The 26639-nt window shown below is 69.5% G+C and carries 27 protein-coding genes; 18 read left to right on the forward strand and 9 right to left on the reverse strand.

What is annotated here, in order from left to right; all coding sequences use genetic code 11:
* Positions 1–32: 32 nt before the first annotated feature.
* Positions 33–1634, reverse strand: a complete 1602-nt coding sequence (locus tag ABT115_RS16365) for an AMP-binding protein (RefSeq protein ID WP_351789509.1) — start codon at positions 1632–1634, stop codon at positions 33–35.
* 128 nt (positions 1635–1762) lie between these two features.
* Here ABT115_RS16365 and ABT115_RS16370 point away from each other — a divergent pair, with 128 nt between their 5' ends.
* The 3 genes from ABT115_RS16370 to ABT115_RS16380 all read left to right on the forward strand — a co-directional run bounded on the left by ABT115_RS16370 (position 1763) and on the right by ABT115_RS16380 (position 4226).
* Positions 1763–2890, forward strand: a complete 1128-nt coding sequence (locus ABT115_RS16370; RefSeq protein ID WP_351789512.1) for an acyl-CoA dehydrogenase family protein — start codon at positions 1763–1765, stop codon at positions 2888–2890.
* Positions 2887–3288: a RidA family protein gene (locus ABT115_RS16375; RefSeq protein WP_351789515.1), complete on the forward strand. Its 402-nt coding sequence runs from the start codon at positions 2887–2889 to the stop codon at positions 3286–3288. Before ABT115_RS16370 ends, ABT115_RS16375 begins: the two co-directional genes overlap by 4 nt.
* 95 nt (positions 3289–3383) lie before the next feature.
* Positions 3384–4226 (forward strand): hypothetical protein, encoded by an 843-nt coding sequence (locus ABT115_RS16380; protein WP_351789518.1) that lies wholly within the window; start codon positions 3384–3386, stop codon positions 4224–4226.
* 130 nt (positions 4227–4356) lie between these two features.
* Here the strand turns inward: ABT115_RS16380 and ABT115_RS16385 are convergent, their stop codons facing one another.
* The 6 genes from ABT115_RS16385 to ABT115_RS16410 form a co-directional block, all read right to left on the reverse strand.
* On the reverse strand, positions 4357–5667 hold the full coding sequence (locus ABT115_RS16385; protein ID WP_351789521.1) for an MFS transporter: 1311 nt from the start codon (positions 5665–5667) through the stop codon (positions 4357–4359).
* Positions 5668–5915: 248 nt separating this feature from the next.
* Positions 5916–6731, reverse strand: coding sequence for an IclR family transcriptional regulator (locus ABT115_RS16390; RefSeq protein WP_351789524.1), 816 nt, complete (start codon positions 6729–6731; stop codon positions 5916–5918).
* A 110-nt stretch (positions 6732–6841) separates the two neighbouring features.
* Complete coding sequence (locus tag ABT115_RS16395; protein ID WP_351789527.1) at positions 6842–7345, reverse strand: MarR family winged helix-turn-helix transcriptional regulator; 504 nt, start codon at positions 7343–7345, stop codon at positions 6842–6844.
* Between the two features lie 49 nt (positions 7346–7394).
* Complete coding sequence (locus tag ABT115_RS16400; RefSeq protein ID WP_351789529.1) at positions 7395–8261, reverse strand: fumarylacetoacetate hydrolase family protein; 867 nt, start codon at positions 8259–8261, stop codon at positions 7395–7397.
* Positions 8262–8293: 32 nt separating this feature from the next.
* Positions 8294–9331, reverse strand: coding sequence for a cupin domain-containing protein (locus tag ABT115_RS16405; protein WP_351789532.1), 1038 nt, complete (start codon positions 9329–9331; stop codon positions 8294–8296).
* A gap of 23 nt (positions 9332–9354) precedes the next feature.
* Positions 9355–10569, reverse strand: coding sequence for an FAD-dependent monooxygenase (locus ABT115_RS16410; protein WP_351789535.1), 1215 nt, complete (start codon positions 10567–10569; stop codon positions 9355–9357).
* Between the two features lie 492 nt (positions 10570–11061).
* Here ABT115_RS16410 and ABT115_RS16415 point away from each other — a divergent pair, with 492 nt between their 5' ends.
* The 3 genes from ABT115_RS16415 to ABT115_RS16425 all read left to right on the forward strand — a co-directional run bounded on the left by ABT115_RS16415 (position 11062) and on the right by ABT115_RS16425 (position 12914).
* Positions 11062–12120 carry a vWA domain-containing protein gene (locus tag ABT115_RS16415; protein ID WP_351789538.1) on the forward strand — a complete coding sequence of 353 codons (1059 nt, stop codon included), beginning with the start codon at positions 11062–11064 and terminating at the stop codon, positions 12118–12120.
* A gap of 23 nt (positions 12121–12143) precedes the next feature.
* Entirely contained in the window at positions 12144–12347 is a 204-nt protein-coding gene (locus ABT115_RS16420; protein WP_351789541.1) for a hypothetical protein, read from the forward strand.
* Between the two features lie 69 nt (positions 12348–12416).
* The gene (locus tag ABT115_RS16425; protein ID WP_351789544.1) at positions 12417–12914 is read left to right on the forward strand and encodes a GNAT family N-acetyltransferase; all 498 of its coding nucleotides are present in this window, start codon (positions 12417–12419) and stop codon (positions 12912–12914) included.
* Positions 12915–13462: 548 nt separating this feature from the next.
* Here the strand turns inward: ABT115_RS16425 and ABT115_RS16430 are convergent.
* Positions 13463–13693 (reverse strand): SDR family oxidoreductase, encoded by a 231-nt coding sequence (locus ABT115_RS16430; RefSeq protein WP_351789547.1) that lies wholly within the window; start codon positions 13691–13693, stop codon positions 13463–13465.
* Positions 13694–14068: 375 nt separating this feature from the next.
* On the opposite strand from ABT115_RS16430, the gene ABT115_RS16435 reads away from it, so the two are divergent.
* From ABT115_RS16435 to ABT115_RS16445, 3 genes are all read left to right on the forward strand, one after another.
* Positions 14069–14800: a thioesterase II family protein gene (locus tag ABT115_RS16435; protein WP_351789550.1), complete on the forward strand. Its 732-nt coding sequence runs from the start codon at positions 14069–14071 to the stop codon at positions 14798–14800.
* Positions 14784–15608, forward strand: a complete 825-nt coding sequence (locus ABT115_RS16440) for an SDR family oxidoreductase (RefSeq protein WP_351789552.1) — start codon at positions 14784–14786, stop codon at positions 15606–15608. The genes ABT115_RS16435 and ABT115_RS16440 overlap by 17 nt, the downstream gene beginning before the upstream one ends.
* 64 nt (positions 15609–15672) lie before the next feature.
* Complete coding sequence (locus ABT115_RS16445) at positions 15673–18633, forward strand: amino acid adenylation domain-containing protein (RefSeq protein WP_351789555.1); 2961 nt, start codon at positions 15673–15675, stop codon at positions 18631–18633.
* On the opposite strand, the gene ABT115_RS16450 is transcribed toward ABT115_RS16445, so the two are convergent.
* On the reverse strand, positions 18533–19411 hold the full coding sequence (locus ABT115_RS16450; protein ID WP_351789558.1) for a LuxR C-terminal-related transcriptional regulator: 879 nt from the start codon (positions 19409–19411) through the stop codon (positions 18533–18535). The genes ABT115_RS16445 and ABT115_RS16450 overlap by 101 nt on opposite strands.
* A gap of 381 nt (positions 19412–19792) precedes the next feature.
* On the opposite strand from ABT115_RS16450, the gene ABT115_RS16455 reads away from it, so the two are divergent.
* The 9 genes from ABT115_RS16455 to ABT115_RS16500 all read left to right on the forward strand — a co-directional run.
* Positions 19793–19951 carry a hypothetical protein gene (locus tag ABT115_RS16455; protein ID WP_351789561.1) on the forward strand — a complete coding sequence of 53 codons (159 nt, stop codon included), beginning with the start codon at positions 19793–19795 and terminating at the stop codon, positions 19949–19951.
* A complete protein-coding gene (locus ABT115_RS16460) occupies positions 19948–21324 on the forward strand; it encodes a zinc-binding metallopeptidase family protein (protein WP_502969105.1) in 1377 nt (458 codons plus the stop codon). Before ABT115_RS16455 ends, ABT115_RS16460 begins: the two co-directional genes overlap by 4 nt.
* Positions 21251–22627 (forward strand): helix-turn-helix domain-containing protein, encoded by a 1377-nt coding sequence (locus tag ABT115_RS16470; RefSeq protein ID WP_351789591.1) that lies wholly within the window; start codon positions 21251–21253, stop codon positions 22625–22627. Before ABT115_RS16460 ends, ABT115_RS16470 begins: the two co-directional genes overlap by 74 nt.
* On the forward strand, positions 22624–23166 hold the full coding sequence (locus ABT115_RS16475; protein ID WP_351789564.1) for a DUF2087 domain-containing protein: 543 nt from the start codon (positions 22624–22626) through the stop codon (positions 23164–23166). The genes ABT115_RS16470 and ABT115_RS16475 overlap by 4 nt, the downstream gene beginning before the upstream one ends.
* 37 nt (positions 23167–23203) lie before the next feature.
* A complete protein-coding gene (locus ABT115_RS16480) occupies positions 23204–23959 on the forward strand; it encodes a thioesterase II family protein (RefSeq protein ID WP_351789567.1) in 756 nt (251 codons plus the stop codon).
* Positions 23960–24109: 150 nt separating this feature from the next.
* Positions 24110–25057 (forward strand): 2,3-diaminopropionate biosynthesis protein SbnA, encoded by a 948-nt coding sequence (gene sbnA / locus ABT115_RS16485; protein ID WP_351789570.1) that lies wholly within the window; start codon positions 24110–24112, stop codon positions 25055–25057.
* A gap of 26 nt (positions 25058–25083) precedes the next feature.
* A complete protein-coding gene (gene sbnB, locus ABT115_RS16490; RefSeq protein WP_351789573.1) occupies positions 25084–26082 on the forward strand; it encodes a 2,3-diaminopropionate biosynthesis protein SbnB in 999 nt (332 codons plus the stop codon).
* 52 nt (positions 26083–26134) lie between these two features.
* Complete coding sequence (locus ABT115_RS16495) at positions 26135–26425, forward strand: phosphopantetheine-binding protein (RefSeq protein WP_351789575.1); 291 nt, start codon at positions 26135–26137, stop codon at positions 26423–26425.
* A 52-nt stretch (positions 26426–26477) separates the two neighbouring features.
* Positions 26478–26639 (forward strand): condensation domain-containing protein (locus tag ABT115_RS16500; protein ID WP_351789593.1); only part of this gene is annotated, 162 nt, incomplete at its 3' end.

Genomic DNA, 26639 nt, shown 5'->3' on the forward strand with positions numbered 1-26639 from the left:
GCGCGTGGAGCGAAGCACCCGCATATTCCGGTTCAGTCCTCCCGCAGCCGGAAACGCTGCAGTTTCCCCGTGGCGGTGCGGGGGAGTGCGGGCACGAACTCGATGACGCGCGGGCACTTGTGCGGAGCCAGTTCGCTCTTCATGTACGTGCGCAGCTCCTCGGCCGACGGCTCCGCGCCGTCGCGCAGCACCACGTAGGCCACCACGATCTGGCCGCGCAGCTCGTCGGCCCGGCCCACCACCGCGGCCTCGGCCACCGCGGGATGGTGCAGCAGGGCGTCCTCGACCTCGGGGCCGGCAATGTTGTAGCCGGAGGAAATGATCATGTCGTCGGCGCGGGCGACGTAACGGAAGTAGCCGTCCGGCTCACGCACATAGGTGTCGCCGGTGAGATTCCAGCCGTGCGCCACATAGTCCCGCTGGCGCTCGTCGGCGAGATAGCGGCAGCCGACCGGACCGCGTACGGCGAGGAGTCCGGGCTCCCCGTCCGGCACCTGTCTGCCCTCGCGGTCCAGCACCCGGGCCTGCCAGCCGGGCACGGGGACTCCGGTGGTGCCGGGGCGGATCGCGTCGTCGGCGGCGGAGATGAAGATGTGCAGCAGCTCGGTGGCGCCGATGCCGTTGATAATGCGCACGCCCGTCCGCTCGTACCAGGACCGCCAGGTGGCGACCGGAAGGTTCTCGCCGGCCGAGACACAGCGCCGCAGCGCGGTCAGATCGTGCTTGTCGATGTGGTCGAGCATCACGCGGTAGGCAGTCGGCGCGGTGAACAGCACCGAGACGCGGTGGGCGGCGAGTGCGGGCAGCAGCTGCGCCGGGCCGGACTGTTCGAGCAGCAGGGCACTGGCACCGGCCCGCAGCGGGAAGACCACCAGACCGCCGAGCCCGAAGGTGAAGCCGAGCGGCGGACTGCCCGCGAACACGTCGTCGGACGTCGGGCGCAGGACATGGCGCGAGAACGTGTCGGCGATGGCGAGCACATCCCGGTGGAAGTGCATACAGCCCTTGGGTCGCCCGGTGGTGCCCGAGGTGAACGCGATCAGCGCGACATCGTCCGCCGCCGTGTCCACGGGGCGGTACGGCCCCGTCCTGGCCTCGGCCAGGTGCAGCAGATCGTCCGGGGCATCACCTCCGTACGCCGTGATCCGCAGCCCCGGCACCTGCGCCTTCGCCAGGTCGTCGACCGTTCGGATGTCGCACAGCGCGTGGCTCACCCGGGCGATCGAGCAGATGGTGGCGAGTTCGGCTGGCCGCTGCTGGGCCAGCACCGTGACGGCGATCGCGCCCGCCTTCTGCACCGCGAGCCAGCACGCGGCCAGATGGGGTGTGGTGGGGCCGCGCAGCAGGACGCGGTTGCCGGGGACGACACCCAGGCCGGAAGTGAGGACATGAGCGATCCGGTCCACCTGGTCCCGCAGCTCCCCGTAGCTCCAGACTCCGCCGTCGGGAGTACGGAAGGCGGGGCGGCCGGGGCCGAAGCGGTCGGCCGTACGGTCCAGCAGTTCGGCCGCGCAGTTGAGGCGGGCCGGATAGCGCAGTTCGGGAAGGTCGAAGAGCAGTTCTGGCCACTGGTCCGGAGGTGGCAGGTGCTCCCTGGCGAAGGTGTCGAGGTGCGCTGAGGTCTTCGGGTCCATGACGGATCGCCCCCTTGTCGCCTCTGGAGCGTATCGTTTGGGTGACGGTAGTCAACGGTCCGCGATAAGACGAGAAGACGAAAGGCGCCCGCGTGGGCACCTCGGACACCGACAAGAGAGGCGCCGGTATGACGGCATTCTCGCTCGATCCGGCACAAACCGCCTGGTGTGAAGAGCTGACGGCCCTTGCCGAGCAGCAACTGCGTCCCCTCGCCGAAAAGGGCGACCCGGGCCACGTCAACCGGCCCCTGATCGCCGCACTCGGTGAGGCCGGCCTCCTGGACCGGCTGCTGAACTCCGGCGCACTCGACCTCTGCCTGCTCCGCGAGTCCCTGGCCCGCGGCTGCACCGAGGCCGAGACCGCACTGGCCCTCCAAGGACTCGGCACCCACCCCGTGGTCCGGGCGGGAACCCCGGCCCACCGCGAACGCTGGCTCCCCGAGGTGCGCGCGGGCCGCGCCGTCGCCGCCTTCGCACTCAGCGAACCGGGCGCGGGCTCCGACGCCGCGGCCCTCGCCCTGAACGCCGAACGCGCCCCCGACGGCTGGCGGCTGACCGGCGAGAAGTGCTGGATCTCCAACGCGCCCGAAGCCGACTTCTACACCGTCTTCGCCCGCACGACCCAGGGCGCCGGATCACGTGGCGTCACCGCGTTCCTGGTCCCCGCCGACCGCCCCGGACTGACCGGCACCGCCCTCGACATGCTCTCGCCGCACCCCATCGGCGCCCTGGTCTTCGACGGCGTCCCGGTCACCCCCGACGATGTGCTCGGCGAACCGGACCGCGGTTTCCGGGTCGCCATGAACACCCTCAACCTGTTCCGCCCCAGCGTCGGCGCGTTCGCCGTCGGCATGGCCCGCGCCGCCCTCGACGCCACGGTGACGCACACCGCCCGGCGCACCGCGTTCGGCGGCCCGCTGAAGGAACTTCAGGCCGTCTCCCACCAGGTCGCCGAGATGGCCACCCGTACCGAGGCCGCCCGGCTCCTGGTGTACGCGGCCGCCGCTGCGTACGACAGGAGCGAGCCGGGCGTGCCACGCCGTGCGGCGATGGCGAAGCTGTACGCCACCGAGACCGCGCAGTACGTCGTCGACACCGCCGTCCAGCTGCACGGCGCCCGCGCCCTGCGCCGCGGCCACCTCCTCGAACACCTCTACCGGGAGGTCCGCGCCCCACGGATCTACGAGGGCGCCAGCGAGGTCCAGCGCACGATCATCGCCAAGGAGCTGTACGCGAACCGGGAGGCTTCCGCATGAGTCCGGTCCACCGGATCAACCCTGCTGAACTGTCACCGCCCGCGGGGTTCTCGCACGCCGTCACGGCCACCGGCGGCCGACTGGTCTTCCTGGCCGGGCAGACCGCCCTCGACCAGGACGGCAAGGTCATCGGGACCCTCCTGCCCGAGCAGTTCGCGACGGCGCTCACCAATCTGCTCACCGCCCTGCGCGCGGCAGGCGGCTCCCCCGCGGACCTGGCCAGGGTCACCGTGTACGCCACCGACGTGGCCGACTACCGGGCCCATGCCGGGGAACTCGGCCGGATCTGGCGGCAGTTGGCGGGCCGAGACTATCCGGCGATGGCGGTCATCGGCGTGGCGAGGCTCTGGGACGAGCAGGCCCTGGTCGAGATCGACGGGGTGGCGGTACTGCCGTGAACGCGCCGGACGGGCCGGGCATGCCGAGCCCGTCCGGCAACGGGCGCGGCGCGCTGATCCACCACGGATTACGGGACAGCCCTTAGCCTCCGACCATGCTGCGTATCGTCGACAACCGCACCGGCCACCTCGTGGAGGTCCCCGCCGCACCGCGCCACCTGCTGCGCAGCTGCGTCCACCTGCCGGCCATCGGCACCGGGGTCGGTCCGGTCTACCTGCGTGTGCCGCTGATCGGTGACGTACTGGCGCGCATCGCGGAGCTGAACGGCCTGCAGGTCGTCACGGTCCTCACCACCCCGGACCTGACGCACGATCAGTCCCAGGCGCTCGACCGCGTCATGGCGGTGCTCGGCATCCATCCGCCCGTCGTCGTCGGAACCCGCCATCCGGATGCGGCACTCGGCGGCCCCGCCGACGTACATGTGGTCGCCCAGGGCACCGAAAAGGACGACGTCATGGGCGGGGTCCGGATCGATGTGGGGCAGGTCAGCACGGCGCCGCTGGACGAAGGCGTCCCCGATCCCGGTCACCTTCTTTCCCCGGACCGGCCGGACGTTCTCGTACCGGAAACCGCCGATCCGCTCGCCGTGCGTCTGCTGCTGCTCGGCCGGCCCTACGGCACGCCGGTCACGGTCACCGGTGGAGCGATGGCCGACGCCCGGCGGACACTGCGGGAGTGGCGCCGACAGGTGGCCGACTGGGCGCAGGAGCCGTCCAGGCCGATCCCTGCCGATCTGCTGCGGCAGTCGCATGCGGCGCTCGTCGAGGATCTCGACGTCGCCGCCGTACTGAATCTGCTGGCCGATATGGCGAAGCGGTCCGATGTACCGCCCGGCGCCAAGTTCGAGACCTTCGCCCATTTGGACCGCGTACTCGGCCTGGACCTCGTGCGCGACGTCGGCCAACCGCACCGTCCGGAACGGCCGACGGCCCTGTGATTCAAGTGGGGAGCGCATCGCGAAGAGGACGCCGGCCGTCGTCGGGCGAGGTGCAGGTGTCTGCGACGACGTCCTCAGACGCGTCAGCATCTGAAGACGTCTCCGCGTGTTTCTCCGGGTCGTTGGAACGCTATGCAGTTGAGCGGGCAGGCTCCGCCTTGGCTGCGGCGCTCATTCCGGGCTGCTTCGCGCGCATGGTGAACAGGAGCAGGCCCGCTGTGGCGAACACAACACCAGTGGCTACGTAAAGCCCCCGTGGTGTCCAGCCGGAGTGGAGCAGCCAACCCGCCACGGAGGGGGCGACGATGGCGCCCACGCGACCGATACTGATGGCCGCTCCCACGCCGGTGGCGCGGAGCTGCGTCGAGTAGACGCCCGGTGTGAGGGCGTAGAGGCCGGCGATGCATCCGTTCACAGCGACGCCGATGATCGCACCGAGGGAAAAGGCCAGGACGAGCACGTCGGTGGAGGCTGCGAACGCTGTGACCAGTGCTCCTGCCAGAAGGAGGTAGGTCCGCAGCACGCTGATCAGGGCGAAGCGCGCGGCCAGTGCACCCAGGAGTGCCGTTCCGAAGATGCCGCCCAGGTTGAGCAGTGTGCCGCCGGTCAAGCCCTGGTTCGAGGACATGCCGGCTTCCACCAGCAGCGTTGGCGTCCAGCTGGTGACGAAGTAGAAGGCCGCCATCACCAGGAAGAAGGCTGCCCAGAGCGTCAGGGTGGGGCGACGCAGCTCCCCTGCGAGCAGTGGACGGAACCCGGCCGGACGGGAGCGCTCGGCCTGGGACGGGTCGGGAAGCGCGGTGAGCTCGGGATGTCCCATCCGGCGCGCGAGCGCGTTGACCCTGCCCAGGGCGTTCTTGGGTCTCCTCGTGATGAGGAAGTCAAGGGACTCGGGGAGGAACCAGAAGGTGAGCGGTACGACCACCAGAGTGGCTATTCCGCCGGCCAGGAATACCGACCGCCACCCGTAGTGGTCGATGAGTGCCACGGATGAGAGGCCGCCGACTGTTGCGCCGACGGCATAGCCGGTGGAGTTGAGGCTCACGGCGAGGCCGCGCCAGCGCTGCGAGGCGAACTCGTCGGCGATGAGGTTGCTGCAGGCGAGAACGGCGCCGATCCCGACACCCGTCACGAGGCGTAGCGTTCCCAGCTGTTGCCAGTTCTGGCTGGCTGAGGAGAGCATCATCCCGACCGCCGCCACGATCAGCCCGGCGAGGATGATGGGCCTTCTCCCGATCCGGTCCGCCCAGGGGGCGACGAGCAGGGCGCCCAGAGCCATACCGGCCAGACCGCTGCTGAGGAGAAGTCCCAGCGTGCCGGAATCCAGGTGCCACTCGCCGGAGATCGTCTTCCCAGTGAAGGACATGACCAGCACGTCGAATCCGTCGAGGGTGTTGAGAAGTACACAGATCACGATTGCGCGCCACTGGAAGCGGCTCATGCGACCCGTGTCCAGGGCCTCTTGCAAAGAGCCGCTCATCGGACGACTCGCTGAGCGGCGACGCGACTGAAAGACATGTACATGGCGGCACTCCACTGTCGACTGCGGTATGGCTGACGGAGCCCGAAGAGGGATAAATGGCCTGTGGTGACTTCGGCTGTCGGCGCAGACATGTTCCGAGCACCGGCCTCCGGTGGCCAGGGCCTTTTCCGTATGCCGGGAAAGCAATCGTGGCGGGCGCGTGCACCTCAGGAAACAGGCGTGTGAAGTACCCGCGAGATAGCCCGGCTGCTGGCTCGGACGAGATCCGCCAGTGCTCCCACTGGCATGGATCCGTGCCGGACGACGAGGGAGACAGCGGCCGCGACCTCGCCGACGGCGGTCGTGACGGGTGCCGCGACCGAGAGGGTGTCGACAGACAGTTGCCGGTCACTCACCGCGTAGCCGTGCGTCCGCACTTGCGCGAGGACCCTCCTGAGCTGACCGCTGTCGGTCAGGGTGAAGGGGGTGTGGCGCTGAATCGGTCGGGCCAGTGCGGCCTCCTGCACATGAGCCGGGGCGTGGGCGAGCAGGACCAGTCCCACGCCGGTAGCCGTGATGGCGAGCCGCCCGCCCACGCGTGTCAGCGTGGGAACGGCGCTGCTGGAGCCGATGCGCTCCACGAAGACGATCTCCGACTCTTCACGGACAGCGAGTTGCACGTTCTCGCGTGTGAGGGCTGCCAGGTCCTCCAAGTAGGGCAGCGCGCGCTCACGCAGCCCTTGGGTACGGGGCGCCAGGGACCCGACCTCCCACAACCGCAGCCCGACGCGGTAGCGCCCGTGCTCGTCCCGTTCGAGGGCTCCCCAGGCGAGAAGCTCTCCCAGCATGCGGTGCACGGTGGACACCGGCAGGCCGGCCTTGCGGGCCAGCTCGCTCAGGGACAGATGAGGGTGCTGGGCAGTGAAGGAGCCGAGGATCTGCAGGGCGCGGCCGATGACGGGACCCGTGCCGGTGGCCAAGCGGGGCTGCGGCTGTTGCCGCAGGCCGGGCGGGGCTGCTTCAGGAATGCGATAGTGAGGCAAGATGTGACTCCTCATCCGGACCCGGGGCCTGGAGCATCTCGTGCCTGTCGTTGATACGCGGGATGTCCGAGCGCCGAGTCGGCCGTCGCCGAGGCAGCCCTTACCGGGCGTTACGCCTCGTCGTGGAACGACCTGTCGTCCATGGTGGCAATTCTGCGGAGGATTTCCACGGCCAGAGCCCGCTCACTCGCGGGGAGTGAGCTCAAGAGTTGCTCGTTGACCCGTTCCGCCGGAGGGATCAGTGAGTCGAGCAGCTCGGCTCCCTGGTCGGTCAGACTCAGCAGGGTTCGTCTGCGGTCGTCTTCGTCCCGCACCTGACTCACGTAGTGCTGGTCGGTCAGACGGCGAATCATCTGATTGACCGTGGAGCGGTCCAGCGAGGTGAGATGCGCGAGTGTGCGCTGGTCGATGTCCGGTTTCTGGCTCAGAGCGTTCAGGACCGAGAACTGCTGGGAGGTGATCTCCCGGGACACGTGCTGGGACCACAGAGCGGTGTGTACCTGTTCCGCACGCCGGATCAGGTGTCCGATGTAGTTGTGCAGATCCAGTGCGCGCGCCACAGTGCTCCGTTCGTCCGTCGCCGAGGTGGTGCCGGCCAAGGAGACAGCCGACACGCCCAGGAGTCTACGAGTGCGCGGCACCACCTCGCGTGCGGCCGTTCCGTCAGCGATCCCGGCTCCCGGGACGCTGCTCGTAGGGGGTGGCCCGGGAGCCGTCGACGCCCACTTCCAGGCGACCGACCTGCTCGATCTCCAGAACGACCCGGTCGCCGTGGCTGAGCGGCCCCACGCCGGCCGGCGTTCCCGTCGCGATCACGTCACCCGGGTGCAGCGTCATGACGGAGGAGGTGTAGGCGATCAGTTCACGGACGCCGAAGATCAGGTCTGCCGTGTTGGTCCGCTGCCGGGTGGTGCCGCCCACGTCACATCGCAGATCGAGGGCGTCCGGGTCCGGGATCTCGTCCGCGGTCACGACCCAGGGGCCGATGGGGGTGAAAGTGTCGAACGACTTCCGCGTGGAGCGGTCCTCGCCGGAACGGACGGTGATGTCCAGCACGCATGTGTAGCCGAACACGTGGTCCAGCGCGTCGTCGGCGCTGACGTGCGTGGCGGTGCGTCCGATGACGACGCCCAGTTCGCCTTCCTGGTCAGTGCGCTTGTCGGTGTAAGGCAGGAGAATGTCCTGGCCGGGCCCGATGACGGACGAGTTCGCCTTGAGGAAGACGCCGAGGTCGGCGACCGAGGTGGTGTACTCCATCTCGGCCTTGTGGTCGAGGTAGTTGACCGGCGCGCCGACGATCTTGCCGGGGCGTGGCAGAGGGGCTTCCAGGACAGCCTCGGCGAGCGGGACGCGTGCGCGGCCGGCGAGGTCGATTTCTGTCGCGCCGCCGCGGGCGGCGGTCTCGATGTGCTGGTGGAGCGCACCGGCCGCACCGGGAGTGCTGGAGCCGGCGAGTTGTTCGGTCACATCGACGATTTCGTAGCCGTCGACGAGTCCGAGTCGCCCCTTGTTGAACAGGGCCAGACGCATCATGGCCTCCTTCTGAGGTGTCGAATGGGGGATCAGGCGCCGGGGTCGGCGCTTTCCGTGCGGTAGAGGCCGAGGGAGCGCATGACGGGCTCGTCGCTGTACGAGAACAGGACGGCGTCCTGCGAGGAGGAGGCGTTCAGGTGCCGGTAGGACGCCCAGCCGGGCACGGCGAAGGTGTCGTTCTCGGACCACTCCAGCCGCACGCCGTCCACGATCGTGGCCCCCTCACCGCGTACGACGCTGAAGATGGTGGAGGCCGTGTGCCTGCGTCCGGATCCCTGGAAGCCGGGGCGCAGACGCTGGATGCGGCAGCCGATGGTGGGCATCACCGGACCGCCCGTCCACGGATTCGTGTACTCCAGGACGATGCCGTCGACATCGCTTCCTTCGGCGGTATCGGCGATGCTTTTCAGGGCCCGATGCGTCTCCTGCCAGGTGTAGCGGGTGACGGGGGAGTTGGGCCCGTCCTGGGAGAGCCAGACGGGGGTCAGCCGGCCGTGCAGGAACTGTCTGCTGCCTGCGTTGTCGGGCCGGGTGACAGGCTGGAGACGCTGGGGGTACTGCTCGTAGAAGCCGGCTTCCAGAGCATTGACGAGCGGATAGTCGAGAGCGTCGAGCCAGATCATCGGCTCTTCGCCCTCATGGGTGTGGTCGTGCCAGTGCCAGCCCGGAGTGAGCAGCAGATCGCCGGGGGACATGAAGACCCGCTCGCCGTTGACCGTCGTCCATGCGCCGCTTCCCTCCAGGATGAAGCGGAAGGCGTTGGACGTGTGCCGGTGCGCCTGCGCGGTCTCGCCGGGCAGGATGATCTGCAGGCCGGCATAGAGGGTGTTGACGGTGGCCGGGGGGTTGGTCAGGCCGGGGTTGACCAGCATGAGGACCCGCCGTTCGGCCTCCTCCAGCGAGAGGGTCTTGGAGAAGTGCAGCAGGTACGGGCGCAGTTCCTGCCAGCTCCAGCGGTAGGGCACTGCACGGCTGCGCGGCTGGGCGGGGAACAGGTTTCCGTAGAAGCTCCACAGCGGCGCGGCACCCAGCCCCTCCAAAGCCTTGTAGGCGAGTTCGTCGGTCATCGTCTCCTCCTTTGGTCGCGGGCTCACAGGGCAGGAACGCCGGCTGCGGCCGGTGTCCACACCCAGGAGATGTCGTCGAAGTCGTCAGGCGTACGGGACGAGAGGAGGACGTTGCGCAAGGTGGCTCCCATGCCCTCCAGGTGACAGATCTCGCCGAAGCGGCGGGCGTTGGTCTGGATACGCGCTGCCCGCTCGCGGCGCTGGGCGGCGTACGCGGCGAAGGCGTCGGCCGGGTCGGGGAACCGGCCGAGTGCCTGTCCCAGGGCGACGGCGTCTTCCAGTGCCTGGCAGGCTCCCTGGGCCAGGTACTGCAGCATCGGGTGGGCGGCGTCGCCGAGAAGCAGGATCCGGCCGTGCACCCAGTTGTCGATGGGCAGGCGGTCGTACAGGGGCCAGCGCCGATCGCGCGACACCAGCGGCAGAGCGTCGCGTATGGCCTCACAGGTGCCGGCGAAGCGTTCCTCGAGCTCCGCCTCGGTGCCCCAGTCGTCGGAGTCCGCCGTGTAGTGGTCGCTCTCGAAGACGGCGACCTGGTTGTACAGCTCCCCGCGCCGCACGGGGTATTGCACCAGATGCATGCGGGGCCCGGCCCACACCATCACCGCCTCCGAAGCGGCATGCTGCGACATCCGGCCGGTCATCTTCTCGGTCGGCAGAGCCCCGCGGAAGGCCACGTAACGGGAGCAGACCGGTTCCCCATCGCCCACCAGAGCCTGGCGCAGACGTGAATGCAGGCCGTCCGCTGCAACGACCGCGTCCGCGGTCAGGATCGCCGACGATTCGGCGAAGTGCAGGTGCGCCCCGGATGCGTCCTGTTTGATGTGGGTGACGGTGTGCCCTGTGCGAAGTGTGACGGCAGGGTGTTCCTGGCAAGCGGTCAGCAGCGCGGTGTGCAGATCCGTGCGGTGTGTGACCAGGTAGGGATGCTTGAAGCGCTCGGTGTAGGCCGCGCCGCGAAGGTCGAGGGAGGTGATCTGGTCTCCCGTCAGGGCGTCCATCATCACGAGCCGGGGTGGGGCAACCGCGGTGCGCTGGACAGCCGTGAGGACGCCGAGTTCCTCAAGTGCGAGAGAGGCGTTCGGGGCGAGCTGCAGGCCGGCTCCGATCTCGCCGAACTGGACGGCTCGTTCCACGAGCGTCACGTGGTGCCCGGAGCGGGCGACTGCCAGCGCCGCGGCCAGTCCGCCGATGCCGCCGCCGACGACGGCGATGCGAAGAGGATCAGGAGTCACGGGCATATGGCCTCCTAGCGTCGAAGGGGTGGAGGACACCGAGAGAGGAGGCGGCGAGCGCGGGCTCTCTAAATGATCCGTACGTCAATCATTGGTGTACGGATTATCTTGCGGTGGTGTTACTGCGATGTCAATGGGTGTCGATGGAGAGGTCCACATATCGCGATGACGTGCTCCGCGCCGGCGCCGGCGTCGAGACGGCCGCCCGATCGTCTCCTGGGTGTCGCGGACGGTCGCTAAGGGCTGTCCCGTAATCCCTGGCGGGCGCGCGACGACAGCTACGGCACCTCGCCGCGTTGTCGGAACGTCCGCATACATCCAGTATGCGGACGTCCCTCCGCCTTGCGATGCACCGCATCTGACGCCGCGCGCTGATCCACCATGGATTACGGGACAGCCCTTAGGTGCAGGCAGGTGAGCGTGCGTCAAACGCCGTTGTCAGTGCCTCCCCATAGGGTTCAAGCATCACTCGGGGAGCCTCGGAGAAGGAGCAGAAACGTGTCCTCCAACAAGATTCAGCACAAGGTGAATCACGTCGCGCTGGTAGTGGACTGTTCGGGTTCCATGTATCAGCACCAGGGTCAGCTCATCCGCGTCGTGGACGAGTTCGTAGCGGGCCTGAAGGCCGAGTCGGACAGCCTCGGCCATGAGACCCGGATCAGCCTCTACTCCTTCGACCACAAGGTGGAGAACCTGGTCTGGGACATGGACGTGAAGCATCTGCCGTCCATGCGGGGTCTGTACAAAGTCAACAATGGTGCTACGGCCCTCATCGAGGCTTCTCTGAAGTCCCTGGACGACCTGGGCCATATCTGGGAGGAATACGGCGAGCACAGCTTCCTCCAGATCGTGGTGACGGACGGCGAGGAGAACGCCTCCGGCGGCGACAGGCGGCACGATGGCGACATGGCCATCCTCGGCCCCTGGCTCGACAAGATCACGGCGAAGATGGGCGGGCTTCCAGGCCACTGGACGTCCGCGATCCTCGTTCCGAACTCCCTGGCGAAGCGCACCGCCCAGAATTACGGCTTCCCGGCCGGAAACATCGCCATCTGGGACGCGGATTCCCAGGAGGGTGTCGAGGAGGCGATCGGCACCGTGCGCGCTGCCGCCACCAGCTTCCTCCGGGGCCGCGAGCAGGGCGTGCGCGGCACGAAGAACTTGTTCGCCGTCGGCCAGGACATATCGGTCGACGAGGTGCGGGCGAACCTCGAACCGATCCCGGCCGACAAGTATCGGCTCCTGAAGGTCGACAAGGAGGTCGAGATTCGCCCCTTCGTCAATTCGCATCCGGGCGTGACGTACGAACGCGGCTCGTGTTACTACCAGTTGGGTACCCGGGTTCAGGTTCAACCCGATAAGGAAGTCATCGTGGTCGAGAAGGACACCGACCGCGCCTACACCGGCGACGCGGCGCGCAGCATTCTGTTCGGTACGGGTATACAGGGGACCGTCTCCGTGAAGGCGGGGCACAATCCCAAGTTGGAGGTATACGTGCAGAGTCGTTCGGTGAACAGGAAGCTCAAGCCGCAGACACGTCTGCTCATCATGCTCTGAAATTCAAGAAAGGAGTTCAGGCAATGGTCGCCGAAGAGGCCGAGCAGCCGCGTTGTGGCTCCGAAAGCCGAGCCGGCGTCCGGGGCGACGGGCCGCTGCGCGTACTGGCCATGACGCAGGACGCGGGCCTCCCCGAGCGGTCGCTGGAGCGGCCGCGTCCCGGGGATCTGACCTGGGTCCGCGACGCGTCCGGCATCTCCTTCGCGAGCCGCGTCCACACCGTCTGAGGCCCGGGCGATCCCGGTCTCGCACGGCTGACGACATGCCTTCCGCCCACGACAGAAACGAGCCCACCCATGACCGCCCTCCCGAGCGGCACCGGCCAGGCCGAAAAGCCGAAGACGCCGCGCATCCGCCGCGCGACACCCGCCGACGGCGAGGCCGTCACCGCCGTCTTCCTCGCCTCGCGGGCCGCCGCCATGGCGTACCTGCCGCGCCTCCACAACGACGAGGAGACCCGCGCGTGGATCGATGCCGTGGTCCTGCCCGACAGCACCGTCTGGGTGGCCGAACTGGGCGAGGCGGCGGAGATCGTCGGCTTCGCCTCCCTTGACGGCACCGTCCTCGACCACCTCTACCTGCGCCCCGACGTACGGCGCCGGGGCATCGGCACGGCGCTCCTGGAGACCGTGCGGGAGGCCTCGCCCGAGCGGCTGTCCCTGCACGTCTTCCAGCGCAACACGGACGCCCGCACGTTCTACGAGCGCCACGGCTTCACCGCCGGCGATTTCGACGACGGCAGCCGCAACGAGGAGAACGAGCCCGACGTGACCTACCACTGGACCGCCGACTGAGAGGCTGCCAGCCGGGCCGCAGCACGCCGCTGATGGTCCGGCCCACCGACGACGCGGACCTCCCGGAACTGATCGCGGCCGCCTGCTGCGAGTGCTTCGACCTGACCTCCGAACCGTCGCTGCGAGCGAACGTGCTGCACGCCCTGATCGAAGCGGTCGGTGCGCCACATCGCCGCGGTCGCCGACGACATCGGGGTCCGGAACCGGGGGAGCTGCTGCGGCTGCGAACTGCCGCCGCACCCCCTCCTGGCCCGTGTTCTTGTGGGTCAGATGGGGGTGCGACGGCATTCGCCATTCAGATGTCGCGGAAGAGACCAGCCAGTGCGGTGACCTGCCACGATGAGTGGGATTTGGTCGCTGACCTGCGCGAATGGTCTTTTAGTTGTTTCATGCTCGTGCTGGTTGATGAAGCCGGAAGTCCCAGAAAAGTCCCAGAGGACTCCCACGGCTGACGGATGCCCTTTCGGTTCTACTCGACGTAGGGCAGCGCGGCGGGGCCGGGGCTGTGCGCTGGAGGTCGGCCTTGGTCCTCCGCGGCAGTGGGCGGCTCACCTCCGCTCGCGCGGCGAGCACGACTGCTGGCCTACCTGGCCGATGACGACTTCGCCGAGTTCGAGGCCGCGCAGGGTACCGGTGACGAAGTCATCGGCGGTCATGCGGGGGATGGCGCTGGCGTCGAGGCCCTGGGCGGCGTGGAAGTTGGTGGCGAAGGTGCCGGGGCAGACCGCATGGACGCTGACACCGGTGCCCTGGAGTTCGGCGCTGAGGGTCTGGGACATGGCCGCTAGGTGGCGAGGGCGCCGGCGTAGACGGCGCGGCATGACCTCGGGGCCCGCGGGGCCCGCTGAAGGCGGTCATGCTGCCGGGAGGTCGGCCAGGGGCATGTAGTGGGCTACGCGTCGGCGAACCCCGGGTCAACGTCCTGGAGCTGAACGTTGGCCTGAGGTCCTTGCTGGCGGGCCGGTAACAGGGGACGAGACGCCACAGCGCTGTGCGGGCATCCGAGCGCCGGAAGGGCGCAACTGCAGCCGTGGATGTCCGACATCGGCCGTCACAACTGCCGCCCAGCTACCTTCCCGCCTGCCGCTGCGGCTCCGAACCCCTGCATACGCTGCTGCGCCTGAGCTCCACTTGGCCGAGAGGGAATCCACCCGATGGAACCGATAGCTCTTGTCTGCCTGCCCTTCGCAGGGGCGGGCGCCTCATTCTTCAGAGCCTGGGAGAAGCACGTACCGGAGACCTTGCGGATAGTGGCGGTGCAGTTCCCGGGAAGGGAGGACCGCTTCGTCGAGCCGCCCCACACGATCGCAGCCCGAGCCGTGGCGGACGCGTACGACCAGGTCGTGCAGGTCACCGGTGGCGCGGGCCGGGTGGCGGTCTTCGGCCACAGCCTCGGTGCCGTTCTTGCCTACGAACTGGCCCACTCGCTTGGCGAGGCGGAAGGGATCAAGGTTGAGAGGCTGTTCGTCAGCGGGTCGCCCGGTCCCTGGAACGGCAGGGAGACTCGGGCCAGCGACCTGGACGACGAGGCGTTCCTGGCTCAGGTGCGGAGCTTTGCGGGGTACGCGCATCCTGCCCTGGAGAACCCGGACCTGCGGGAGCTGCTGCTGCCCGTGCTGCGCGCGGACGTCGCGATGCACGAGGACTACCGCCCCTCCACGGACAAGTCGCTGCAGGTGCCCATCACGGCTATGCGGGGACGGCACGACGAGCTGGTCAGCGGCGCCGTGATCGCCCGGTGGGCGGATGTCACCGACAGCGAGCTGAACATGGTCGAACTGGACGGTGGCCACATGTACCTGGCCGACGACGTACCGGCTCTCCTCGACGTGATCAATGCACAGGTGCAGGTACTCCCGGGAGCCGACCGTGCGACTGTCCGGTAAGACCGTCCTCGTCACGGGAGCCGCCAGAGGGCTGGGACGTGCTTGCGCCACCGCTTTCGCGCAGGAAGGCGCGGACCTCGTCCTGTTCGACATCGCCCGGAACCTCGACCAGGTGCCCTATCCGCTCGGGTCCGTCAGCCAGCTCGAGCACACAGTCGAACTCTGCCGGGACCTCGGCGTCTCCGTCCTTGCCACAGCGGTCGACGTGCGCGACGCAGATGCGGTCGACGCCGCGGTGGACGCGGCCGTCGCACGGTTCGGCGCAATCGACGTCCTGGTCAACAACGCGGGCATCGCCGCTCCTTCCGGCAAGACCGCGCACGACATCGACGAGGCCGAGTGGAACCTCATGCTCGACGTCGACCTGTCCGGAGCCTGGCGCCTGATCCGGGCCGTCGGCGGCCGCATGGTCGAGCGCGGTTCGGGCAGCATCGTCAACGTCGCCTCCACCGCCGGACTGGTCGGCTACCGCCACTTCGCCGCCTACGTGGCCGCGAAGCACGGCCTTGTCGGCCTGACCAAGGCCGTGGCGTTGGACTACGCGCCGCGAAAGGTGCGCGTGAACGCCCTCTGCCCGGGATCGGTCCGGGATGCGGACCACGTCGAAGGGTGCATGCTGTCCGAGATCGCCCGTGCCCTGGACGTCCCGGTGAACGAACACGAGGACACCTTCGTCCAGTCTCAGCCAATGAACGCGCTCGTCGAACCGGAGGACATCGCGTCGGCGGCCCTGTGGCTGGCCTCGGACGAGTCGCGCCACATCACGGGCAGCGTCGTTACCGTCGATGGTGGCTTCACCGCGCGCTGACGCCGACACGCTCCCGCCAGGCGCCGCCCCTCCCACCACGACCATGTCACTTGGAGTTCACACCGTGCGCCGAACCGAAGCATCCTGGCTCACCCCCGCCGCCGCAGCCGCGTCGGCACGCTGTCACGCCGTCCACGTACGCCTTCCGGAAGACGCGGACGCCGAGCTGATGGGGCGGACGCTGGACGAGGCGGTCGGAGCCTGGTGGAGTGACGACGCCGCGGGCGGTCGTCCCAGGCTGTGGCACGAGCGGATCCCTGTCGCCCGGGCCGCCGGGGGCGATCGGATACGCGCCGAGACGACCCGCGCTCTCCACCCTCGGGACGGGGTGTTCCGTGCCGTCCTGCTCGAGTTCGCCGACGGGCAGGCCGAACTCGTTCTCGTGGCCCATCGCGACCGCCTGGACGCGCAGTCCTTGCACCTCGTCGCCGACGTCCTGACGGGCCGTACGCGGTATGCGGAGATACGTCCGGTCGAGCCGCACGACCGGGGGGAGGCACGCGAGGAGACACTCCGGGAGTGGCGGGCGGCGGAGTCCGCGGCCCAGCTGGACTGGGCGGTCGGGGAGGGCGGCGCGGGCGACCGCACGGGACGTGTCACCGTGGAACTGCGCATCGGGTCGGCCGATCTGGCGGCTCGCCTCGCGGTGGCGGCCGCGGTCGTCATCGCCCGGCTCGAGGGCCTGGACCGGCCTCTGCTCGGTGTTCTGAGGAACTGGTGGGACCGGCCCGCCGGGGCGCTGGGCGCGTTCGACACCGGCACCCTGCTCGCTCTGGACCTCTCCGGTGCCGTCGACGTGGCGGGCCTGCTGGCGCGTGCGAGGGAGGCACTCGCGGGACGCGGCTGCCGGTGCGGAGCAGGCCAGTACGCGGATCTCGGGCTTGGCGCGGGCGGCGGGGTCGCGGTGGGCGTCCTGGACGGAACCGGTGACGAGCTCCCGTACGCCGGCGGACACCGCTACACGGCGTGCCAGACCGCTCCTTTCCCGCTCACCGTCGTCCCCGGGCGCACCGCTTCGGGGGCGCCACAGGTGACCGTCCACCACCGGCTCCGCGAAGTGGACAAAGAGTCGGCCGAGCGGTTCGCTAGGTATATCGCCTTCGTTCATGAGCAGCTGAGCAGCACGGCGGGGCAGCTCGCGCCGGGGGGCCTCGGGCTGCTCGATGCGGACGAGACCCGTCGTACGGTGGAACTCGGCGTCCCCGAGCAGCCGTTGGACTGGATGCCGCAACGGATCGATGCGGTCTTCGCGGCCAGGGCCGCTGAACGGCCCGATGCCGTGGCGGTCGGCTTCGAGGGGCAGACACTGACGTACGCCGAACTGGAGGAGCGGGCCGCGCGCTGCGCCGCCGCTCTGCGGGACGGCGGGGTCGGTGCCGGGGAGAGGGTGGGGGTCTGCCTCGAGCGGTCCCTCGATCTCGTGGTCGCCATGCTCGCCGTGCTGAAGGCGGACTGCGTCTATGTGCCGATGGACCCGGCCTATCCGGCCGAACGGCTCGCGTACACCGCGCAGGACGCGGGACTGCGAGCCGTGGTGACCACCCTCGACAGCTTTCCCGGGACCGCCGGTATGTGGTGTGTGCGCCCGGAGGAGCTGGAAGCGTGGCGGGACCACCTGGGCAGGGCACCCGAAAAGGTGAAGCCCGAGCGGTCCCCCGAGGAGGCGGCCTACGTCATCTACACCTCGGGCTCCACCGGCCGCCCCAAGGGCGTGGTCGTACCGCACCGCAACGTCGTGGCCCTCCTCGCCGCCACGAAGGACGACTTCGGTCTCGGCCCGGACGACACCTGGACCCTCTTCCACTCCTGTGCTTTCGACTTCTCCGTTTGGGAGGTATGGGGGGCACTGCTGACAGGAGCCCGTCTCGTCGTGGTGCCGTTCTGGGTGTCCCGGTCACCCGAGGAGTTCCACGCCCTGCTGCTGACCGAGCGGGTCACCGTACTGAACCAGACCCCGTCGGCGTTCGCCCAGATGATGGACGCCGACCGCCGCAGCGAAGGACGCCTGGCCGTCCGGCTGGTCGTGTTCGGCGGGGAGGCACTCGACGTACGGCCGCTGCGTGCCTGGTTCGACCGCTACCCGGAGCACCGCTGCCGGATGGTGAACATGTTCGGAATCACGGAGACCACCGTCCATGTGACGTCCCAGACCGTCACGCGCCGCGAGGCGCTGTCCGGATCGCGCTCGGTGGGTGCCGCTCTGCCCGGCTGGTACCTGTACGTTCTCGACGAGCAGCAGCGCCCGGTCGCGTGCGGTGCTCCCGGCGAGATCTACGTCGGCGGGGAGGGGCTCGCCCTGGAGTACCTGGGACGTCCCGATCTGACGGGAGAGCGGTTCGTGCCGGACCCCTTCAACGGAGGGCGCATGTACCGGAGCGGCGACCGCGGCCGGATCCTGCCGGACGGCAGGCTCGAGCATCTGGGGCGCCTCGACTCGCAGGTGAAGGTGCGGGGCTTCCGGATCGAGCTGGACGAGATCCGCGCCGTCCTGTTGGAGGCACCGGACGTCACGGCGGCCGTAGTGGTCGTCGCGGGGGCCGAGACCGGGGACGCCGCTCAGGCCCGCGTCACCGCGTACGTGGTGCTGGGGGGTGATGCGGACGAAACGGAGCCGGTGCGCCTGCATGCGCAGGGCGTACTGCCCTCCTACATGGTGCCGGCGTCGGTGGTCGCCGTACCGGCCCTGCCCCTGACCGCGAACGGCAAGCTGGACAGGCGCAAGTTGGCGGAACACGCTGCCGTTCCCGCGCCGTCCACGCCCGCGGCCACGCCAGGATCGCCGGGCGGTGAGCCCGGTGAGCCCGCCGACCTCGCGGCGTTCCTCGCCGAGGTCTGGGAGACGCTTCTCGGAGTACCGGTCGGACCGGACGACAACTTCTTCCTGCTCGGCGGGAACTCACTGCTTGCAGTGCGCTTGGCAGCGGTCATGCGTGAGCGGGGGATGCCCCCTCTGCCTCTGCGGGAGCTGTACCTCCACCCGACAGTGACACGGCTGGCAGAGGTGCTCGGGAGTGGCCGTGCATGATGCCGGCTCCGTCCAGCAGTCCCAGGGAGGGAGCTGCGGCCTCGTCGCCCGCCGGGTGCAGGAGTGAGGAGGTCGCCAGCAGGTAGCCCAGTTGGGCCCGGCTGCTGCTGGCGAGCTGCTGGGACACCTTGCGGACGTGCTCGGCCACACTGCGCCGGCTCATGCCCAGGCGCCGGGCGATGCAGTCGTCCGTCTCACCGGACACGATCGCCCGCAGGATGGCGCGCTGGATGTCCGAGGTGATCTCGGGCGACCGCACTGGAGCTGCCCGCGGAACGACGGGGACTGCCCGGTCCCAGGCGTTCTCGAAGAACTGGGCCAAAAAGCGGACGAGCCCCGGATGCGTGATCCTGAGGGCGGCGATCGAACGTTCCTCGGACACCGGTATGAAGGCGACCTTCCGATCGCAGATGATCATGCGCTCGAAGACCTCGGTCAAGGTGCGGACCTGGGCACCCGCTTCGGCGACCTCCTCGATGTACGACATCGTCGCCGGGTGCGAGCGGACGGTGTGCTGGTAGATGGTGCGCTGCCGGACGCTGCGGGACAGAAGGCGCACGTCCCGCTCCCTGGCCTCGGCGAGGAGATGCGGCTCGCGCCCACCGCCGGGCTGGGCCGTCATCAGTTCCTCGCTGCACGCCGCCACGGCTGCTTCCAGGGCCGAGCTGATCAGGCTGCCTCCGGTGAGCAGGGTGACCGCCTCCTGCCGGTCCCCGCGCGCACCCGCGTACGCCTCCGACAGGGCGGCGAAGGCGGCCTGAGCGGACAGCAGCTCCACGCGTCGGCGCGCCAGATCCTCCTCCAGCGGCCCGAGAGTCGCGTACGCCGCAACCTCAGGCGGGACAATCTCCAGTAAATCGGGTAAATCTACGCATTCACGTACGAGAGATAGCTTCCACAGACAATCTGGCACGTCTGTGCGAGGCAGTGGTCCGACTGTAAGTCTGGTGCCGTACAGGTCACGTGCGGGTGCACAGGGTGAACTTGGTTGCGTGGTGTCGCATATGCACCGGATCGACCGAGGTTGTTGAGGGCTCACAAGTGTGCAGGTTACATTTGCACGCTCCGGTGGCTCTATGAAGGCGACTAAGTCGTCGACGAGTATGACGACAGGAGGCCACACGCCGTCCGATCATCTTGCTCCTGAGGGGACCCACTCATGAGTTACCTGATCCGTGCCACGATCGCATCCGCCGTCCTGGGGCTCGTCGCTCTCTGCGGCCAGGCCCAGTCGGCCGGGACGGAAGCCGGTACGCACACGCATCTCCGCGCCGACTCGGCCTGGGGCCGCTCCGCCGCCGCAGACGACCACCAGTGACCGCGTCGCACACGGTGCGGCACGGCGACGATCTGCTCGCGTGCGTCGAGGCCGGTACCTCGCCCTACCGCGCGGTGGAGGAGGCGACGGTCCGGCTGCGGGCGGCCGGGTTCCGGGAACTCGGCGAGGACGCCCACTGGGCGGACGCAACAGGCGGCTGCTTCGTGGCCGACGGGGGCATGCTCATTGCCTGGTACGCCCCGCCCGGTGCGGCCGGTTCGACCCCGATCCGGCTCGTGGCCGCGAACACCGACGCGCCGAACCTGCGGATCGGACCGACGCCGGACGCGGGGGCCCGGGGGTGGCAGCGCATCGCCGTGGACGCCTACGGCCACGTCCGCCTCGGCAGCTGGCTCGACCGCGACCTCGCGGTGTCCGGCCGGCTCGTCCTGCACGACGGCTCCACCCGGCTGGTCTGCCTCCACTCGCCCCTGCGGCGCATCCCGCAGCCATGGCTGGCGGCCGACGGCGTTCCTGGTCGTGACGGCCGGGGGCCGGCTGCTCTGCGGGGGCTGGGCGGGAAGGACCCGGGCCGTCTCCTGGGCCGGCTCGCGGCCGAGGCGGACATCCACGCCGACGACCTGCTCGGCTGGGACCTGATGCTCCACGACGTGCAGCCGCCGGCCCTCCTGGGCGATGCGGGGGAATTCCTCGCATCCGCGCGCCTGAACAACCTAGTCTCCGTGCACTCGGGGCTCACTACCCTGCTGGGCGCCGCGGAGCGCACGCCCTCCGCGGTCGCCGCCTTCGTGGCCTTCGACCGCATGGCGGTGCGCTCGGAGCCAGCGGGCGGGCTGCAGGGCGCCCGGCTCGCACGGGTGCTCCGCCGCTCCGTTGAGGCGTGGGGCGGCTGCCGAGGCGACTGGGAACGGGCTGTCGCGGGAACGCTGGCGGTCGCCGCCTCGATGACGGACGCGCTGCACCCGGACGCCCGGAGCCGTGTCGCCCGCTTCCCAACGGCGGGCCGGTGGTGGGGGACTGCGCCGAGACCGCCGACCGTCCCCAGGCCGCCGAGTTTGTGCACTGCTGCCGGCGAGCCGGCGTGCCCTGGCAGTCGTGCGGCCACGGGAACGACCTGCCCGCGAACTCGCCCGTGGCGCACCTGCTCGCCTCCCGCCTCGGCATCCCCGTCATCTCCGTGGGCCTGCCCGGCCTGTCGCTCGATTCGGTACGCGAACTGTGCGGTTCCCACGACCCCAGACTCCGCGCGCTTACCGAATTCCTCCTGGCCGACCCCGTGCACTGACCCCCTGCTCGACCCATCAGAAAGAACTCCCATGGAAGGGGACGTACTTGACGGTGACGACCAACGACATGAGCCTCGGCGGCCTGCTCCAGCACCACCGCGGTCGTGCCCGGCTGACACAGACTGAACTCGCGGGGCTCTCCACCGTGAGCGTGCGCGCCATCCGTAACCTCGAGCTCGGGCTCGCGAAGAACCCGCGCAAGGAGACGATCCGGCTGCTCGCCGACGCACTCAGACTCGGCGGAGGCCGCAGGGCGGCGCTCTTCGTCGCGGCCGGACTCCAGGTCGACGACGCCAGTTTCGAGGTCCTGTCCGGGCCGGCGCCGCGCCCGCACGGCCGGGGCGCCGACCTGGAGCGCGCCGTCGGGCTGCTGCGTCGGCCCGTCGGGAGGGTCGTCACCGTCGCCGGTCTCGGCGGCACCGGCAAGACCCGTCTCGCCCTGGCGGCAGCCCACGTCCTGCACGCCGAAGCCGGTGTGCCCGCCTTGTGGATGAGGGTGCCCCGGATGTCGGCACTCGACACGGGTATCCAGGCCACCGGACTCCAGACCGTCCCAGCCGTCTGGATGGAGGGACTGCTCGCCCGCACCGGCGGGGCGACTGCGGAAGCCGCCCGCCTGGTGGAGGACCGGGACGTCCTGCTGGTGATCGATGGGAACGACATCGCACCGGGCGGCGACCACGTCTCCCGCGCAACCATGAACTCCCTCCTAGCGGAGTGCCCGCGGCTGCGCATCCTGGAGACCGCGCACAATGCACGGGACCGCGAGCAGAACTGGACCGTCCAGCTGGGCCCGCTGCCCACCCAGGACTTCGCCGCGCTCGACGGACCGCACCCGGCGCCGCCCTCGCCCGCGCTCGCCGTCCTCCTCGACCGGATCGCCGCACTGCGCCCGGGCTACCGGCCGGACCCCGCTGACACCGCCGCGCTGCGGGAGATCTGCTCCCTGCTCGACGGGCTGCCCCGCGCTCTCGAGTCGGTCGCCTCCTGGCTCGTGCTGTGCCCGCCCGACGAACTCGTGTCGATGGCCCGCACTGAGCCCCTGCTCCTGGCCGCACCACCCTGCGACACCGCCGCGGGCAGCTGGATCGAGCGGGCGGTCGCGCAGGCGGTCGCCGAACTGACGCCGGAACAGAGCGCCTTGCTGGTCCAGCTGGCCGAGCGGGGCGGTCACTGGACGGTGAAGGAGATGGCGCAGCGGCTCGGACTGAGCCGTGCGTCCGCCGCAGTGGCGGTGCAGGCCATGCTGCACCAAGGGCTCATCCGCTGCGAACGCACGGAGAGGCGGATCGCGTTCAGCGTCCTCAACCTCGTACGAGCGGCGTGTCCCTCAGTGCTGCCCCGCACCTTCCGTCCCCGGCACCTCTCGTGCCCGCCTCACACCTCTCCACTCCCCACCTTCACAGCTACAGGAGGAAGCTCCCCATGAGGGCGCAGACCATCATCGGAGTACTCGCCGATTCGGTACGTCTGCGGGTGTTCTCCGCGATCGTTCTCGGCGCGACCACGTTGCCTGATGCGGCCCGGGCGGCCGGTACGACACCCAAGGAGACCGCCACCGCGGTGCGCAAGCTCGTCGCAGGCGGGCTGGTGACCGACGAAGACGGCCGACTTCGGTCGGACGAAGCTTACTTGAGGGCTGCGGCACGTCCGGCGGACAGCGTCCAGCCGTCGGCGGGCGGTGGGCCCGAGGCGTCACTGCTGCGCACCTTCGTCGTGGACGGCCGCCTGCGGAGCCTGCCCGCGCAGCTGGAACGTCGGCGGGCGGTGCTGAGCCACCTGGCCCGGGGGGCCTTCCAGGCCGGTCTCACCTACGACGAACCCGCTGTCAACGACCTGCTGCGCGCCTGGTGCGAGGGCTCCGGGACCGACCACGTCGCCGTCCGCCGGTACCTGATCGAACTGCAGATCCTGGACCGCGACACCAGCCGGTACTGGCTGCGCGTCGACACCGCGCCGCGCGACTGACCCCGCCCCCACGAAGCTGCCCGCAGGAGGACCAGGAATGCCCCAGCACGTCTGGCTCACCGTCATACGCCCCGCGAACGGCCCGGCCGTCGGCCGGACAGTTGTTCTCGCGCACTCGGGGGCGGGCCCGAACGCCCTTCTCCCGACCGTGCGGTGGCTCCCTCGCGACATCGAGGTCGTCGGTGTCACCCTGCCCGGCAGGGAGCGCAGGTTCGGCGAGGACGCCAGTCAGATCCTGGACGACCCCGAGGCCGCGGTGGCGGCCGTGGCCGGAGAACTGCGCAGCCTGGCCCCCGTACCGTCCGTCCTCTTCGGGCACAGCATGGGTGCCGCCTTCGCCGTGGCGCTGGCACTGGCAGCCCCGGACCTGTGCCAGGCCCTCGTCCTCAGTGCCCATCCCGACGGCGGTTCGCGTACCGCACTCGCGGGGCAGTGGAGCCAGCAGGACCTGATGGACATCCTCGAACGGGGCGGCGGCACGCCCGCCGAAGTCCTGCAGGACGAGTACGTCCAGGCACACCTGCTCACCGTGCTGCGCAGCGATCTCACCCTCGGGCACCGCCTGGCCACCCGGCACGCCCACCGGACCCTGCCGGTCCCGCTCATCGTGCTGGGCGGCCACGACGACGCGCTTACCGAGACCGCCGAACTCACCCGCTGGAGTCGGCGCGCCGGTGCGGGCCTGCGCAACCGGGTCTTTCCCGGAGGCCACTTCTACCTGCTGGACGAGGCCAACCAGAAGGATGTGGCGGACGAGATCGCCGGTGCTTTCCGCGTAGCGGCAACAGGCTGACAACTGCCCCCGCACTGCCGGTGGGAATGCCGAAAGGCGCGAGGAAAGCGCGGTTAGGGTTCGAGAGATGGGTTGCTCGTCCGACCCGTGATGTGCGGAGGGGCATTGATACCACGACGAATCTACGATGTCTCATCGGGAGACCGTTTCATGGAACTCCCTGGATTCGCGACAGAATTCTCCATATATGTCAAGATCGAGGGTCTCAACCCGGCTGGATCCATCAAATTGAAAACGGCTCGGGAAATGATCCTCGACGCCGAGGCGCGAGGACGCATCACGCCGGGATGCGAACTCATCGAATCCACCTCGGGAAACCTGGGTGTGGCCCTCGCCTCCATCTGCGCCGCCCGGGGCTACCGCATCACCCTGGTCACCGACCCCAACGTGAACGCGCGCACCCTGCGCTTCATCCGGGCGCTCGGCGCCGACGTCGTGATCGTGGACGAGCGAGACCGGGCGGGCGGCTACCTCGCCACCCGCATCGAGTACATCCGTCGTCGCGCCGCGGCCGACTCCCGCCTCGTGTGGCTGAACCAGTACGCCAACCCGGTCAACGCCACGGCCCACAGCACGCACACGGTCGGCGAGATCCTCGCGGGCTTCGGCGCACCGGACTGGCTGTTCGTGGGCACCGGGACGTCGGGGACGCTGATGGGCTGCGTGCGGGGGTTGCGTGAGGCGGGGGCTTCGACGAACGTCGTCGCGGTCGACGCCGTGGGCTCGGTGACGTTCGGCGGAGGCCCCGGACGGCGCTGGATCCCCGGGATCGGCGCCAGCCGCGTCCCCGAGATCTTCACGGACGACGGCTCGTTCCACAAGGTCCTCGTCGACGAGCGGGACGCCGTCCGCACCTGCCGCCGGGTCGCCCGTGAACACGGGCTCCTACTGGGCGGCTCCTCCGGCAGCACGCTGGCGGCCGTCACCGCGCTCAGCGACCGGATCGCCCCCGGCAGCCGGGTCCTGGCCATCTCCCCGGACATGGGGGAGGGCTACCTCGACACCATCTACAACGACGACTGGGTCGTCGAGCGATTTGGGGCCGAAACCCTCTCCGCCGGCACGGAGCGAAGAGAAGCCGAATACCTGCCGGGCTGACCACCACGAGACTCAGAGGAACGAACGTGCCTGAATTCTCCGTGCTTAGCGGAAGCGATGTCATGGCGATACTGGTGGGCCGGGAGAAGGACGTCATCGCCTGCGTCCGCGATGCCTATCTCACCCATGAAGCAGGCGACAGCGTGAATCCGGACAGCTATTTCCTGCGGTTTCCAGAAAAGCCGGACTCCCGGATCATCGCGCTTCCTGCCCATCTCGGGGGAGCCAGCGATGTCGCCGGAATCAAGTGGATAGCGAGCTTTCCGCGCAACGTGGAGTCGGGACTACCGCGCGCCTCGGCGGTACTGGTCCTCAACGACTACACGACTGGCTACCCGTTCGCCCTGCTGGAAGCGGCCGGCATCAGCGCCGCGCGCACGGCCGCGTCCGCCGCGCTCGCCGCCACGACCCTGGGCCCTGCCGCCCCCACCAGCATCGGAGTGCTGGGCGGCGGAGTCATCGCCCGGACCATCTGCCGATACCTGCACCATGCGGGCACAGCGCTCACAGACGTACGCTGCCACGATATCGACGCGCCCTCGGCGCAGGCCCTGGCCGGCCACCTCGCGACCGAGTACGGGGCCGCCTCCCGCACGGCGACCGCCGACGAGGCCCTCGACTGTGACCTGGTCGTGCTCGCCACCACCGCGCTGCGCCCCCACATCCCCGCCGGCCGCGCCCTGCGGCCCGGGCAGCTGGTCCTCAACGTCTCGCTACGCGACCTGGCCCCGGAACTGCTGCTCACGACGAACAACGTGCTCGACGACGTCGAGCACTGCATGAAGGCGGACACCTCACCGCATCTGGCCGAACAGCTCACAGGCAACCGGGACTTCGTCACCGGAACCCTCGCCCAGGTGCTCACGGGACAGGTGCGGACCGACCCGCAGCTGGCCACCGTCTTCTCGCCTTTCGGCCTGGGCGTTCTCGACCTGGCCGTCGGCCACTTCGTCCACGCGCAGGCCGCCGCCGAAGGGCGACTGCTGACGATCCCGGACTTCTTCGGCGAGACCCGCCGCTGGTAGGCCACCAAGCCGCCTCCTTCTGTCCATCCACATCGAACGGGGAACCGCAATCATGAACGCCGCAGACCAACACCCGTCCCGGTCCGAGACCGAGGCCAAGGTCGCCGCAGTGATGGCCAAAGTGCTGGACCTCGACTCCGTGGCCACCGAGGACAACTTCTTCGACCGAGGCGGACATTCGATGCGCGCGATGCGGCTGTGGAGCGAACTGCGCACCGTCTTCGGGGTGGACCTCGAACTGCGGAAGATCTTCGAGAGCCCCACGGCTGCCGGCCTCGCCGCGGCCGTGGAGGACGCCGCACGAACGGCCCCCGCGCGTCCCGCGCTGGTGCGCCGCTCCTGACGGCCCTCCCGGACGCCGCGCTATCGCTTTGAAACTTCCTTGGAGGGTGAGCATGTTCCCGTTGTCCTACGCCCAGCAGCGGATGTGGTTCTTCGACCGGCTCGAAGGATCGTCCCCGACCTACAACGTTCCGTTGGTGGTGCGTGTGGGTGGGGTGTTGGAGGCGTCGGTGGTGGAGTCGGCGTGGGTGGATGTGGTGGAGCGGCACCAGGTG

The sequence above is a fragment of the Streptomyces sp. NPDC001832 genome (assembly GCF_040297265.1).
In the GTDB taxonomy this organism is placed as follows: domain Bacteria; phylum Actinomycetota; class Actinomycetes; order Streptomycetales; family Streptomycetaceae; genus Streptomyces.

Bases quoted from the DNA above. Each gene is read 5' to 3' on its own strand.
- ABT115_RS16365 (WP_351789509.1), bottom strand. From the start codon at position 1,634: ATGGACCCGAAGACCTCAGCGCACCTCGACACCTTCGCCAGGGAGCAC.
- ABT115_RS16370 (WP_351789512.1), top strand. From the start codon at position 1,763: ATGACGGCATTCTCGCTCGATCCGGCACAAACCGCCTGGTGTGAAGAG.
- ABT115_RS16375 (WP_351789515.1), top strand. From the start codon at position 2,887: ATGAGTCCGGTCCACCGGATCAACCCTGCTGAACTGTCACCGCCCGCG.
- ABT115_RS16380 (WP_351789518.1), top strand. From the start codon at position 3,384: ATGCTGCGTATCGTCGACAACCGCACCGGCCACCTCGTGGAGGTCCCC.
- ABT115_RS16385 (WP_351789521.1), bottom strand. From the start codon at position 5,667: ATGAGCCGCTTCCAGTGGCGCGCAATCGTGATCTGTGTACTTCTCAAC.
- ABT115_RS16400 (WP_351789529.1), bottom strand. From the start codon at position 8,261: ATGCGTCTGGCCCTGTTCAACAAGGGGCGACTCGGACTCGTCGACGGC.
- ABT115_RS16405 (WP_351789532.1), bottom strand. From the start codon at position 9,331: ATGACCGACGAACTCGCCTACAAGGCTTTGGAGGGGCTGGGTGCCGCG.
- ABT115_RS16410 (WP_351789535.1), bottom strand. From the start codon at position 10,569: ATGCCCGTGACTCCTGATCCTCTTCGCATCGCCGTCGTCGGCGGCGGC.
- ABT115_RS16420 (WP_351789541.1), top strand. From the start codon at position 12,144: ATGGTCGCCGAAGAGGCCGAGCAGCCGCGTTGTGGCTCCGAAAGCCGA.
- ABT115_RS16425 (WP_351789544.1), top strand. From the start codon at position 12,417: ATGACCGCCCTCCCGAGCGGCACCGGCCAGGCCGAAAAGCCGAAGACG.
- ABT115_RS16430 (WP_351789547.1), bottom strand. From the start codon at position 13,693: ATGTCCCAGACCCTCAGCGCCGAACTCCAGGGCACCGGTGTCAGCGTC.
- ABT115_RS16435 (WP_351789550.1), top strand. From the start codon at position 14,069: ATGGAACCGATAGCTCTTGTCTGCCTGCCCTTCGCAGGGGCGGGCGCC.
- ABT115_RS16455 (WP_351789561.1), top strand. From the start codon at position 19,793: ATGAGTTACCTGATCCGTGCCACGATCGCATCCGCCGTCCTGGGGCTC.
- ABT115_RS16475 (WP_351789564.1), top strand. From the start codon at position 22,624: ATGAGGGCGCAGACCATCATCGGAGTACTCGCCGATTCGGTACGTCTG.
- ABT115_RS16480 (WP_351789567.1), top strand. From the start codon at position 23,204: ATGCCCCAGCACGTCTGGCTCACCGTCATACGCCCCGCGAACGGCCCG.
- sbnA (WP_351789570.1), top strand. From the start codon at position 24,110: ATGGAACTCCCTGGATTCGCGACAGAATTCTCCATATATGTCAAGATC.
- ABT115_RS16495 (WP_351789575.1), top strand. From the start codon at position 26,135: ATGAACGCCGCAGACCAACACCCGTCCCGGTCCGAGACCGAGGCCAAG.